Here is a 12,763-nt window from a genome sequence, read left to right on the forward strand (position 1 = left end):
GTAAAATGCACCGTTTGCGTGCGTCAAAAAAGTCCCGGTCGGGAAGTTTGCTTATGGCACAATGGCCTACTCGGCGCGAAGTGCTGGCATGGAACCTGCTATGAAAGTCGCGCACCGAATTATTTGATTTTGCCGGTCCGGCCGGTACCTGTTCAGTTAGGAGACTTAGCGTATGGCTACCCCCCAAGACATCATGAAGATGGTCAAGGAAAACGACGTCAAGTTCGTCGATTTCCGTTTCACCGACACCCGCGGTAAAGAGCAACACGTGGGCGTGCCCGTCAGCGCCTTCGACGAAGACAAGTTCGAATCCGGCCACGCTTTCGACGGTTCCTCCATCGCTGGCTGGAAGGGTATCCAGGCCTCCGATATGCTGCTGATGCCGGACCCCAACACCGCCTACATCGACCCCTTCTTCGACGAAACCACCCTGATCCTGACCTGTGACGTGGTGGAACCGGCCGACGGCAAGGGCTACGACCGCGACCCCCGCTCCATCGCCAAGCGCGCTGAAGCCTACCTGAAGTCCTCCGGCATCGGCGACACCGCCTTCTTCGGTCCGGAACCCGAATTCTTCATCTTCGACTCCGTGGAGTGGAAGACCGACATGTCCGGCACCTACGTGAAGATCTTCTCCGAAGAGGCTGCCTGGTCCACCGCCGAGAAGTTCGATGGCGGCAACGCCGGCCACCGTCCCATGGTCAAGGGTGGCTACTTCCCCGTGCCCCCCGTTGATTCCTTCAACGACATGCGCGCCCAGATGTGCCTGCTGCTGGAAGCCTGCGGCGTGCCCGTCGAAGTGCACCACCACGAAGTCGCCACCGCCGGCCAGAACGAAATCGGTACCGTCTTCAACACCCTGGTGCGTCGCGCCGACCAGACCCAGATCCTGAAGTACATCGTGCACAACGTGGCACACCAGTACGGCAAGACCGCCACCTTCATGCCCAAGCCCATCGTTGGCGACAACGGTTCCGGCATGCACGTGCACCAGTCCATCTGGAAGGATGGCCAGAACCTGTTCGCCGGCAACGGCTACGCCGGCCTGTCCGAAACCGCCCTGTACTACATCGGCGGTATCATCAAGCACGCCAAGGCCCTGAACGCCATCACCAACCCCGGTACCAACTCCTACAAGCGTCTGGTGCCCCACTACGAAGCTCCGGTGAAGCTGGCCTACTCCGCCAAGAACCGTTCCGCTTCCATCCGCGTGCCCTTCGTGCAATCCACCAAGGCCCGCCGTATCGAAACCCGCTTCCCCGATCCCATCGCCAACCCCTACCTGTGCTTCGCTGCACTGCTGATGGCTGGCCTGGACGGCATCCAGAACAAGATTCACCCCGGCGACGCTGCCGACAAGAATCTGTACGACCTGCCGCCCGAAGAAGATGCCAAGATCCCGACCGTTTGCGCCAGCCTGGACGAAGCCCTGGCCAACCTGGACAAGGACCGCGAGTTCCTGACCCGCGGCGGCGTCTTCTCCAACGACTGGATCGATTCCTTCATCGACCTGAAGATGGAAGAAGTGAACAAGCTGCGCATGACCACCCACCCGGTGGAATTCGACCTGTACTACAGCTGCTAAGCGGCTGCAGTACCGAGAAAGGGGACGGCCGCGGCCGTCCCTTTTTTTTGCTCCCGAGGCCGCCGAGCGTGGCCTCCGACGCCGTGTCCGGGCTTGCCCGGAGCAATGGCAAAGGCATTTGTAAAAGCCCTATCGATCCAATACACTTGCCCGGAACTCAAGGAGCGGCAATGAATACCAAGCTTTCCCGTGCCTCCCTGCTGGCCAGCCTGCTGGCCCTGGGGTTTGTCGGCCCGGTCCGGGCCGACATCTTCAAATGTACCGACGACGCCGGTCACATCACCTATGCCAATGCCCCCGGCAAGGGCTGCAAGCGCATCATCACCGATCCCGCCAACTCGGCTCCCAGCGGCGGCAGCCGGGCCCCGGCCAAGGTCAGCACGCCTTCGCCTTCGGATTTCCCCAAGGTGGGCAGCGAAACCCAGCGCAGCCGCGACAACGACCGCCGCACCATCCTGGAACAGGAACTGGCGGCCGAGCAGAAGAACCTGGAGGCCGCCAAGAAGGAGCTGGCCAATCAGGAGGCCAACATCCAGCCGACCGACCGCAACGTCGGCGGCGGCATCAACGGCGCCAAGGTGGCCGAGCGGGTGCAGCCCTACAAGGACAAGGTGCAACTGCATGAGCGCAACATCGAAGCCATCCGCAAGGAAATCGGCAATCTGCGTTGAGCGCCGCGGCTGGTACGCTTCCTGCTATCCAACCAGCCATGCCTAATCTGAATCCCGGCCCCTTCAGCGGCCTCGACCTGCTTTCGTCTGCCGTCATCCTTCTGGGTGACGGCCTTGTCATCCGCCACATGAACCCGGCGGCGGAGAACCTGCTGGCCACCAGCGGCCGGGTGGTGGTGGGACGCTCCCTGCTGGACATCATCCAGGCCTCGGCCGGCCTGCAGAAGGCCCTGGACAGCGCTCTGGACAACGACTGGAGCTATACCGGCCACAACATCGAGATTCGCCGCGAAGACGACGAGGTGCTGCAGATCAACTGCACCGTGACGCCGGTGGATGCCCCGGAGGCCCGCCTGCTGCTGGAGCTGCGCCCCATCGACCAGCAGATCCGCGCCTCCCGGGAAGAGCGCCTGCTGCAACAGCAACAGGCCAGCCGGGAACTGATCCGCAACCTGGCCCACGAGATCAAGAATCCCCTCGGCGGCATCCGGGGCGCCGCCCAGCTGCTGGAATTCGAACTGAACAACCCCAGCCTGCGGGAATACACCCAGGTCATCATCAAGGAAGCGGACCGCCTGCAGGACCTGATGCAGCGTCTGCTTTCGCCTCACCGGCCGATGCAGCCCGGGCCGGTGAACATCCACGAAATCCTGGAACGGGTGCGCAGCCTGCTGCTGGCCGAATTCCCCGGCCAGCTGAAGATCCGCCGCGACTACGACACCAGCCTGCCGGACCTCATCGGCGACCGGGAACAGCTGATCCAGGCCATCCTCAACATCGCCCGCAACGCCGCCCAGGCCATGGAAGGCAAGGGCGAGATCGTCCTGCGCACCCGGGCCGTGCGCCAGGTGACCCTGGCCAAGAAGCGCTTCCGCCTGGCCCTGGAACTGCAGGTGATCGACAACGGCCCCGGTATTCCCGAAGACATCCGGGAGCGCATGTTCTACCCCCTGGTCTCGGGCCGGGACGGTGGTTCCGGCCTGGGCCTGACCCTGGCCCAGAGCTTCGTGCAGCAGCACCAGGGTACGGTCGAATGCGAGAGCCGCCCGGGCCGTACCTGCTTCATCGTGCGCCTGCCCCTGGAACACGCCTGAGGTCGTCAGCCAAGCTGGCAAAGTAATTGCTCAGTGCTGTGGACCATTTCGCCACAGCGCAAAACGAATAAGGGATCACAATGAAACCCGTCTGGATTGTCGACGATGACCGCTCCATCCGCTGGGTCCTGGAAAAGGCCCTGGCCCGGGAACAGATCGCCCACAAGAGCTTCGCCTCCGCCGTGGATGCCCTGGCCGCCCTGGACGCCGGAGAGGTGCCCCAGGTCCTGCTTTCGGACATCCGCATGCCCGGCCAGTCAGGTCTGGAGCTGCTGCAGCACGTGAAGTCCCACATCCCCTCCCTGCCGGTCATCATCATGACCGCCTACTCGGACCTGGAGAGCGCCGTCGCCGCCTTCCAGGGCGGGGCCTTCGAATACCTGCCCAAACCCTTCGACGTGGACCAGGCCCTGGAACTGATCCGCCGGGCCCTGGATGAGTCGATGCACCAGGATGGTGCGGTCGAGGAAACCAGCATCAGTCCGGAGATCCTCGGTCAGGCTCCGGCCATGCAGGAAGTCTTCCGCGCCATCGGCCGTCTGGCCATGAGCCACGCCACCGTGCTCATCACCGGCGAATCCGGTTCCGGCAAGGAGCTGGTGGCCCGGGCCCTGCATCGCCACAGCCCCCGGGCGGACAAGCCCTTCATCGCCATCAACACCGCGGCCATTCCCAAGGACCTGCTCGAATCCGAACTGTTCGGCCATGAGCGGGGCGCCTTCACCGGCGCCGCCACCCAGCGCCGGGGCCGCTTCGAGCAGGCCGAGGGCGGCACCCTGTTCCTCGACGAAATCGGCGACATGCCCTCGGAACTGCAGACCCGCCTGCTGCGGGTGCTCTCCGACGGCCACTACTACCGGGTCGGCGGCCATCAGCCGCTGAAGGCCAATGTGCGGGTCATCGCCGCCACCCACCAGAACCTGGAAACCCGGGTCAAGGACGGCCTCTTCCGGGAGGATCTGTTCCACCGCCTCAACGTCATCCGTATCCGCCTGCCGGCCCTGCGCGAGCGGCGCGAGGACATTCCCCTGCTGGCCCGCCACTTCCTCGCCAAGAGCGCCCAGGAGCTGGGGGTGGAGCCCAAGCGCCTGTCCGACGGGGCGGTGAAGTTCCTCGTCTCCCTCGACTTCCAGGGCAACGTGCGGCAGCTGGAAAACCTTTGCCATTGGCTCACCGTCATGGCTCCCGGCCAGCTGGTGGAAGTGGGGGACCTGCCGCCGGAACTGCGGGAAACCTCTCCCGCCAGCGGCGCCGGCGTCATCGGCGGCTGGGAGGAAGCCCTGGCGGCCGAGGCCGATCGGCTCCTGGCCCGGGGCGTGCCGGACATCCACGGCAAGCTCTCCGACACCTTCGAGCGGATTCTCATCTCCCGTGCTCTGGCCCACACCGGCGGCCGCCGCATCGAGGCGGCCCAGGCCCTGGGCATCGGCCGCAACACCATCACCCGCAAGATCCAGGAGCTGGGCCTGGAGGGCGGCAAGGCCGCCGCTGCGGCCGAGGAACCGGCGGCGGAATAAGCGGCTTCGGCCCCGCCGGGGGATTCGATTCCCGGTGGCGGCTGCCTCTGAGGCCAGAGCATGGGGCCAGAGAAGTTTTTCCTTCCCGGCCTTATCCCCGATAATGGCGCCTTCATTCCTTCTGGCGCTGTCATGGCTGCATCCCTGATCGACCCGGCCCTCCTCGTTTCCCGCCTCGGCGCCATCGTCGGCCGGGTGGATGTGGACAGCCTGGAAAGCTGCGATTCCACCAGTTCCGAACTGTCGCGCCGGGCCGCCCGGGGGGCGCCGGCCGGCAGCGTGGTGGTGGCCGACCGGCAGAGCGCCGGCCGCGGGCGGCGGGGCCGGGACTGGGTTTCCAGCCCCGAGGACAGTCTCACCTTTTCCCTGCTGTGGCGCTTTGCCGGCGGCTTCGACAAGGTGGCCGGCCTGTCCCTGGCCGTTGGCGTGGCCGTCGCCCGGGCCTGCGAATCCCTCGGCGCCGCCGGTGTGGTCCTGAAATGGCCCAACGACGTGCTGGCCCCGGTGCCGGGCGGCCTCGGCAAGCTGGCCGGCATCCTGGTGGAACTGTCGTCCAGCCGCAGCGGCACCGAGGCCATCATCGGCATCGGTATTAATTTGCGGGCACCGGCGGTGAGTGCGCCCGGCGGTCTGGCCCCGGCCGGTCTGGCGACGCTGATGGGCGCGGTGCCGGAGCGCCACGACCTGCTGGCGGCCCTGCTGCGGGAGCTGGTGGCGGTGCTGGACCGCTTCAGCCGCGGCGGCTTTGCCGCCCTCGCCGACGACTGGCAGCAGCGCCATGCCTGGCAGGACTGTCCGGTGCATTTGCTGGAAGAAGGCAAGGTGGTGGCTTCCGGCCTGTGCCGCGGTGCCGACGGCGACGGCGCCCTGCTGCTGGAGGGCCCGGACGGCGTGCTGCGCCACCTGGCCGGCGACCTTTCCCTGAGGCCCCTATGATCCTGCTGCTCGATGCCGGCAACACCCGTCTCAAGTGGGGCCTGCGCCAGGCCGGCGCCTGGCGTGCCCGGGGCGCCCTGGAACGGGAGCGCATCGGCGACCTGCCCCACGCCCTGCGCCAGGCCCTGCCGGCGGGGCAGGGCCTGCAGCGCATCCTCTTTTGCAACGTGGCCGGACCGGAAGTGGCGGCAGCCGTGGCCCAGGCCCTGGTGCCCCTGTCCCCCGGGCTGGAGAATTTTCTGGCGACGCCGGAAGCTGCCGGGGTGCGCAACGGCTACGCCCGCCCGGCCCAGCTGGGAGCGGATCGCTGGGCCGCCCTGGTGGGCGCCTGGAACCAGGAGCGACGGCCCTGCCTGGTGGTCAATGCGGGTACCGCCCTGACCATCGATGTGCTGCTGGAAGACCCGGAACGACCCGGTCACGGCTATTTCGCCGGCGGCTGCATCCTGCCCGGCTTCGACCTGATGCGGGGCGCCCTCAACCGCCACACGGCCCAGCTGCCCCTGGCCGAGGGGGATTTTGCCGAGCTGCCGCGCAGCACCGATGCGGCCATCGTCAGCGGCTGCCTGCATGCCCAGGCCGGCGCCGTGGAGCGGCTCTACCGGCAGCTGCCGCCCGACTCCCCCTGCCTGCTTTCCGGCGGCGGCGCCGCCCAGCTGGACGAATGCCTGGACCCGGCCCTGCCGGTGCGCCGGGTGGATTACCTGGTGCTGGAAGGACTGGCCCGGGTCGCCGATCTGCCGGCCGTCGCCTGACGGCCGCTGCGGCGGCCCCGCCCGGCCGGAAAGCCGGGGCGGGGCCGCGTTATACTTCGCCTGCCGGCCTTGCTGCCGGCCAGAACCGTTAAAAGACAAAGGGAGATCATGGAGAACACCCGCATCCTGCTCGAGCAGAACGAGATTCCGACCCACTGGTACAACATCGTGGCCGACCTGAAGACCCCGCCGGCCCCGCCCCTGGGTCCGGACGGCCAACCGGCGACGCCGGAGCAGATGGGCGTCATCTTCCCCGGCGCCATCCTCGAACAGGAAATGTCGGACCAGCGCTGGATTCCCATTCCCCAGGAAGTGCGCGAAATCTACCGCCTGTGGCGCCCCGCGCCCCTGGTCCGGGCCGTGCGCCTGGAGCAGGCCCTGGGCACCACCGCCAAGATCTACTACAAGTACGAAGGCGTCTCCCCGGCCGGCTCCCACAAGCCCAACTCCGCCGTGCCCCAGGCCTTCTACAACAAGCAGGCCGGCATCAAGCGCCTGACCACCGAAACCGGCGCCGGCCAGTGGGGTTCCTCCATCTCCTTCGCCGGCCAGATGTTCGGCCTGCCGGTGCGGGTGTACATGGTCAAGGTCAGCTACGACCAGAAGCCCTACCGCCGCCTGATGATGCAGACCTGGGGTGCCGAAGTCTTCGCCAGCCCCTCCGAGCTGACCCAGACCGGCCGTGTCGCCCTGGCGGAGAATCCTGACAACCAGGGCTCCCTGGGCCTGGCCATCTCCGAAGCGGTGGAAGAGGCCGCCTCCCGCCCCGACACCAACTACACCCTGGGCTCCGTGCTCAACCACGTGCTGCTGCACCAGACCATCGTCGGCCTGGAAGCGAAGAAGCAGTTCGACAAGATCGGCGAATACCCGGACGTGGTCATCGGGCCCTGTGGCGGCGGCTCCTCCTTCGGCGGCATCGCCTTCCCCTTCCTGGCCGACAAGGCCGCCGGCGACAAGCGGGCGGAAAACCTGCGCTGCCTGGCGGTGGAACCCACCTCCTGCCCGACCCTGACCAAGGGCGCCTACGCCTACGACTTCGGCGACGCCTCCGGCTTCACCCCCTTGATGAAGATGTACACCCTGGGTCACGACTTCATGCCCCCCGGCATCCACGCCGGCGGCCTGCGTTACCACGGCGCCTCGCCCCTGGTTTCCCAGGTGGTGCATGAGGGCCTGGTGGAGCCGGTGGCCGTCTCCCAGCTGGCCACTTTCGAGGCTGGTGTGCAGTTTGCCCGGGCCGAGGGCATCATCCCCGCCCCCGAATCCTGCCACGCCATCCGCGCCGCCATCGACGAGGCCCTGAAGGCCAAGGTGACCGGCGAGCCCAAGGTGATCCTGTTCAACCTCACCGGCCACGGCCACTTCGACATGTCCTCCTACGAGCGCTTCTTCAGCGGCAAGCTGGAGGACTACGACTACCCGGCCGAGGCGGTCGCCCGTTCCCTGGAACACCTGCCCAAGGTGGGCTGAGGCCAGCCGGCCTTTTCCGGAGATTTCCGTCATGCGCGTCCTGGTCTTCCTGTTGGTTCTGGCCAATCTGCTGTTCTTCGTCTTCGCCCGGGGCTACCTGGGCGGCGGCGACAACCCGGATGGGGAGCGGCTGCACCAGCAGCTGCAGCCGGAGCGCATCGTCATCGTCAGCAAGGGCGAGCCGGCGGCGGAGGCAGCTGAGAAGCCGGCCGCCGAGGCCCCTGCCCCCGTAGCCAAGGAGGACGCGCCTGCCAGCCAGGGGGTGGTGGAGACGCCCGTCCCTTCTGCCTCCCAGGCGACCGACAAGAAGGCGGACGAAAAGAAGGGCGACGAGAAAAAGCCGGAGGAAAAGAAGCCGGAAGAGAAAAAGGCCGAGGACAAGAAAGCCGAGGAGAAGAAGGCCCAGGCCTGCCTGGCCTGGCCCGACCTGCCGGCGGCCGAGGCCGACGCCCTGGTGGCCTTGGCCAAGAAGCGCTACCCGAGTCTGACTCTTTCCCGCAGCGTGGTCTCCGCCGAAGGCGGCAGCCACTGGGTGTATATCCCGCCCCTGGCGAGCAAGGCCGACGCCGAGCGCAAGGCCGGCGAACTGAAGAAGCTGGGGGTCACCGAGTTCTTCATCGTTACCGAAGCCGGCGCCAACCAGTACGCCATTTCCCTCGGCATCTTCTCCAGCGAGCAGGGTGCCAAGGACCAGCTGGACAGCCTCAAGGCCAAGGGCGTGCGTTCGGCCAAGGTGGGGCTGCGGGGCGGCAAGACCACCGCCGTGCATGTGGAAGCCCGGGGCGACCCGACCCAGATCCAGGGCCTCAAGGATTCGGGCACCGCCATCACCGCCACGCCCTCCGCCTGCGAGGCCAAGGCGGCGAAGAAGCCCTGAAATGCCCTACGTCGTTGGGCTGACCGGCGGAATCGGCAGCGGCAAGAGCACCGTGGCCGACCTCTTCGTCGCCCGGGGCGCCGCCCTGGTGGATACGGATGCCATCGCCCACGAACTGACCGGACCCCATGGCGCCGCCATGGCGGCTATCGCCGAGGCCTTCGGGCCGGCGGTGGTGGACGCCCGGGGCGCCCTGGACCGGGCCGCCATGCGCCGCCAGGTCTTTGCCGACGCCACGGCGCGCCAGCGCCTGGAAGCCATTCTCCATCCCCTGATCCGCGCCGAGAGCGATCACCGCTGCCAGGCGGCCCGGGCGCCCTACGTCATCCTGGCGGTGCCCCTGCTGGTGGAATCGGGCAGCTACCGCGAACGGGTGCAGCGGGTGCTGGTGGTGGATTGCCCCGAGGCGGTCCAGGTGGCCCGGGTGATGGCCCGCAACGGCCTGGGCGAGGCCGAGGTGCAGGCCATCCTGGCGGCCCAGGCCAGCCGCCAGCAGCGCCTGGCGGTGGCCGACGACGTGGTGGATAACGGCGGCGATGCGGCCGCCCTGGTCCCCCAGGTGGAGCGCCTGCACCGCCAGTATCTGGCGGCCGCTTCCGGAATTCATGCACCAACTTGATGCATATTATTCAAATTTATGCCCAAAGGCTTATTAGTGTTGAGGTTTATGGCTGAATGGTTCAGAATCCTCGCACTTTGACGACATAATGCCCGCCGTAAGCGCACTTACCGGACCCTGACTGGCAAACCCTGGCGAAACCTGGCGTGATCACCTACGAATATCCCTTCAATGAGCGCATCCGCACCCTGCTGCGGCTGGAGGATTTGTTCGACAAGGCCGCCTACTATCTCCAGGCCGAAGGCCACCTGGAACACCATGTCGTCCTGCTGACCCTGTTCGAAATCCTGGAAGTTTCCCGGGCCGACCTGAAAATGGACCTGATCCAGGAACTCGAGCGTCAGCGCCAGACCCTGCTGGCCTTCCGCAACAACCCCGACATTTCCGAAGAGGCCCTTTCCGGCGCCCTCTACGAGATCGAGCAGGCCTCCGCCGCCCTGCTGGCCATGACCGGCAAGATCGGTCAGCACCTGCGCGACAACGAGTGGCTGATGAGCATCAAGAGCCGGGCCGCCATTCCCGGCGGCGTCTGCGAATTCGACCTGCCCTCGTACCATTTCTGGCAGCACCACCCGGCCGAGCAGCGCCGGGCCGCCCTCATGGGCTGGCTCAAGCCTCTGCTGCCCCTGCGCGACGGCCTCACCATCGTGCTGCGCCTGCTGCGCTCCTCCGGCCGGCCCAAGGCCCAGGTGGCGCCCTCCGGCGGTTTCCAGCTCATGCTCGGCGGCAGCAATGCCCAGATGGTGCGGGTCACCCTGCGGGACGGCGACCCCGCCATTCCCGAAATCAGCGCCAACAAATACGCCCTGAACATCCGCTTCACCTGCCCGGACGGCGACCTCAAGCCCCGGGCCTGCGACCGCGAGGTCGCCTTCGACATGACCTTCTGCAACCTCTGAGCGTCATTGGGGCGGCCGCTCGCGCTGCTTCGCCTTCCATCCCGCAGCTGAATGTTCTTTTCCCGTTCCGGACTCGTGGCTTTCACGTCTGCGCCTGGGAAGACTGCGGCGGTCTGGAAATTCTGCTTTAATGCGGCCCGTGGCGCTGCGGGATTGCTCCTGCCGCCGCCGTACCTTTTCCCTTTCGCCCATTCCGTCCCTGGCTGCCATCGCCCATGAGCGCTCCCCGTAAAGTCCGTTGCCCCCAGTGCGGCGGCGACTCCCTCTGGTCCCCCGACAATCCCTATCGTCCCTTCTGCTCCAAGCGCTGCAAGCTGATCGACCTGGGCGCCTGGGCTTCCGAGTCCTACCGGGTGCCGGTGCAGGAAGAGGCCGGCCCGGGGGAAGACGGGGCCGTTGCCGACAGCCCCTTCCCCAAGGCCTGAGGCCTACCAGCCGCGCATCAGGGCGATGCCCTGGGCGCCGTGGCGGCGGGCCGTTTCCAGTTCGGTCGTGGTCATGCCTCCCAGGGCGTAGACCGGCTGGGCGCAGTCGAACACCCACTCGGCGAAAACGTCCCAGCCCAGCCCGGCCTGCTCCGGATGGCTGGGGGTGGGCCGGACCGGGCCGAGGACGCTGAAATCCAATTCCAGACGGTCGGCCAGGGCCAGTTCCTGGGGGGAGTGGCAGGAGGCGGCCACCAGGGGGAAATCGGGGCGGGACGTGAGGGTCTGCAGGCGGACGGCGGGCAGGTGGAGGCCGTCGGCGCCGAGGCGGCGGGCGAGAAGGTCGCTGGCCTCGTCCGGCGCGTTGAGCAGGACCCGGGCACCGTGGGCGTGGGCCAGGGCCACCACCCGGGCGACGAAATCGGCGCGTACGGCAGGGGGTAGCTGCTTGTCCCGGACCTGCACCAGCTTCAGCCCCCCGGCCAGGGCCCGCTCCAGACGTGCCATTTCAGCCTCCACTCCCCGCTCCTCGGCCTGGGTCAAGGCGTACAGGGGGGGCAGGGCCAGGGCTCGCAGAATGGGGCCGTTGGCCGGCAGGATGGGCTCAACGCCAGCATCCATGCCGATCCTGGCCCAGGCAAAGGCGGAGTGCTCGATCGGGGCGATCTCCCCCTCCCAGGCGGTGACGCGGAAGAACTTGAGGCGCACCGTGGCGTGGGGATAGACGAAGCGGCGGGAAATCCAGGGCGTGGCGTCGGTGACGGTGATGCCCAGCTCCTCCTGCAGTTCCCGGTCCAGGGCCTGGCGGTGGCTCTCGCCGGCTTCCACCTTGCCGCCGGGAAACTCCCAGTAGCCGGCGTAGACCTTGCCCTCGGGGCGGCAGGCGAGGAGAAATTCCTGGCCGCCATTGCGTTCAATGACGGCCGCCGATACTTCCACCTCCTTGCTCATTTGCCACCCTTCGGCGCATGGCTGCCGGCGTAGTCCCGGGCGAACTGCCAGGCCACCCGGCCGCTGCGGGAGCCGCGCTGCAGGGCCCAGTTGAGGGCATCCCGCTCCCAGCTCTCGCGCGCCGCCGCGGCGCAGCCGAAGTGGGCCAGCCAGTGGGCGGTGATGTTGAGGTAGTCGTCCTGGCTGAAGGGGTAGAAGGAAATCCACAGGCCGAAGCGTTCGGAGAGGGAGATCTTTTCCTCGATGGCCTCCCCCGGGTGGATTTCGTCGCCCACCTTGCTCGTCTCCAGGTTCTCCGCGTGGTACTCGGGCATCAGGTGGCGGCGGTTGGAGGTGGCGTAGATCAGCACGTTGTCCGGGACGCTGGTGACGGAGCCGTCCAGCACCGACTTCAGGGCCTTGTAGCCGTCCTCGCCGGCCTCGAAGGAGAGGTCGTCGCTGAAGATGATGAAATGCTCGGGGCGGCCTGCCACCAGGTCCACGATGTCCGGCAGGTCCACCAGGTCCGACTTGTCCACCTCGATCAGGCGCAGGCCCTTCTTGGCGTATTCGTTGAGCAGGGCCTTCACCAGGGAGGACTTGCCGCAGCCCCGGGTGCCGGTCAGCAGCACGTTGTTGGCCGGGCGGCCGGCGAGGAACTGGCGGGTGTTGGCGACGATGCGCTGCTTCTGGTCGTCGATGTCCTGCAGGTCCTTGAGGCGGATCGGATGGGGCTGGGCCACGGCCTGCAGGAAGCCGCGGCCGTTCTTGCGCCGCCAGCGGTAGGCCGGGGCTTTCCAGTCGGGCTGGGGCAGGGCTTCGGGCAGCAGGGGCTCGAGGCGGGCGAGCAGGGCTTCGGCCGTGTCGAGGAAGCGCACCAGGCGTTCCAGGGGATCGGCCACGGCGGCTGCCGTACGGGGCGTCTTGGCAGGTGAGGGCATGGGGCTACCGGTATACTGGGGAAAAGTCCGGACCTTAGCCC

General features: G+C 67.3%; 13 protein-coding genes. 11 read left to right on the top strand and 2 right to left on the bottom strand.

Features of this window, described 5'->3' with window-relative positions:
• Positions 1 to 172 precede the first annotated feature (172 nt).
• The 11 genes from glnA (at position 173) to AC1RTA_RS01255 (ending at position 10,851) form a co-directional block, all read left to right on the top strand.
• On the top strand, positions 173 to 1,585 hold the full coding sequence (gene glnA / locus AC1RTA_RS01205; protein WP_014236151.1) for a glutamate--ammonia ligase: 1,413 nt from the start codon (positions 173 to 175) through the stop codon (positions 1,583 to 1,585).
• Between the two features lie 170 nt (positions 1,586 to 1,755).
• Complete coding sequence (locus AC1RTA_RS01210) at positions 1,756 to 2,256, top strand: DUF4124 domain-containing protein (protein ID WP_152090033.1); 501 nt, start codon at positions 1,756 to 1,758, stop codon at positions 2,254 to 2,256.
• Between the two features lie 38 nt (positions 2,257 to 2,294).
• Complete coding sequence (gene glnL / locus AC1RTA_RS01215) at positions 2,295 to 3,350, top strand: nitrogen regulation protein NR(II) (protein WP_130459471.1); 1,056 nt, start codon at positions 2,295 to 2,297, stop codon at positions 3,348 to 3,350.
• Positions 3,351 to 3,430: 80 nt separating this feature from the next.
• Positions 3,431 to 4,867: a nitrogen regulation protein NR(I) gene (gene ntrC / locus AC1RTA_RS01220; RefSeq protein WP_014236154.1), complete on the top strand. Its 1,437-nt coding sequence runs from the start codon at positions 3,431 to 3,433 to the stop codon at positions 4,865 to 4,867.
• Positions 4,868 to 4,999: 132 nt separating this feature from the next.
• On the top strand, positions 5,000 to 5,803 hold the full coding sequence (locus tag AC1RTA_RS01225; RefSeq protein WP_287874421.1) for a biotin--[acetyl-CoA-carboxylase] ligase: 804 nt from the start codon (positions 5,000 to 5,002) through the stop codon (positions 5,801 to 5,803).
• Positions 5,800 to 6,558 (top strand): type III pantothenate kinase, encoded by a 759-nt coding sequence (locus tag AC1RTA_RS01230; protein WP_492783765.1) that lies wholly within the window; start codon positions 5,800 to 5,802, stop codon positions 6,556 to 6,558. Before AC1RTA_RS01225 ends, AC1RTA_RS01230 begins: the two co-directional genes overlap by 4 nt.
• Before the next feature lie 108 nt (positions 6,559 to 6,666).
• Positions 6,667 to 8,031 carry a TrpB-like pyridoxal phosphate-dependent enzyme gene (locus tag AC1RTA_RS01235; protein WP_492783766.1) on the top strand — a complete coding sequence of 455 codons (1,365 nt, stop codon included), beginning with the start codon at positions 6,667 to 6,669 and terminating at the stop codon, positions 8,029 to 8,031.
• Between the two features lie 31 nt (positions 8,032 to 8,062).
• Entirely contained in the window at positions 8,063 to 8,908 is an 846-nt protein-coding gene (locus tag AC1RTA_RS01240) for an SPOR domain-containing protein (RefSeq protein ID WP_492783767.1), read from the top strand.
• Position 8,909: 1 nt separating this feature from the next.
• Positions 8,910 to 9,527, top strand: coding sequence for a dephospho-CoA kinase (gene coaE, locus AC1RTA_RS01245; RefSeq protein WP_492783768.1), 618 nt, complete (start codon positions 8,910 to 8,912; stop codon positions 9,525 to 9,527).
• Positions 9,528 to 9,673: 146 nt separating this feature from the next.
• Positions 9,674 to 10,426, top strand: coding sequence for a cell division protein ZapD (zapD, locus tag AC1RTA_RS01250; RefSeq protein ID WP_014236160.1), 753 nt, complete (start codon positions 9,674 to 9,676; stop codon positions 10,424 to 10,426).
• A gap of 215 nt (positions 10,427 to 10,641) precedes the next feature.
• Positions 10,642 to 10,851: a DNA gyrase inhibitor YacG gene (locus AC1RTA_RS01255; protein ID WP_130459465.1), complete on the top strand. Its 210-nt coding sequence runs from the start codon at positions 10,642 to 10,644 to the stop codon at positions 10,849 to 10,851.
• A 3-nt stretch (positions 10,852 to 10,854) separates the two neighbouring features.
• Here AC1RTA_RS01255 and AC1RTA_RS01260 read toward each other — a convergent pair whose 3' ends face one another.
• Positions 10,855 to 11,802, bottom strand: coding sequence for a Nudix family hydrolase (locus tag AC1RTA_RS01260; protein WP_492783769.1), 948 nt, complete (start codon positions 11,800 to 11,802; stop codon positions 10,855 to 10,857).
• Positions 11,799 to 12,722 (bottom strand): ATP-binding protein, encoded by a 924-nt coding sequence (locus tag AC1RTA_RS01265; RefSeq protein ID WP_492783770.1) that lies wholly within the window; start codon positions 12,720 to 12,722, stop codon positions 11,799 to 11,801. Before AC1RTA_RS01265 ends, AC1RTA_RS01260 begins: the two co-directional genes overlap by 4 nt.
• Positions 12,723 to 12,763 lie beyond the last annotated feature (41 nt).

The organism is Azospira sp. MPR-E4, from assembly GCF_058809645.1.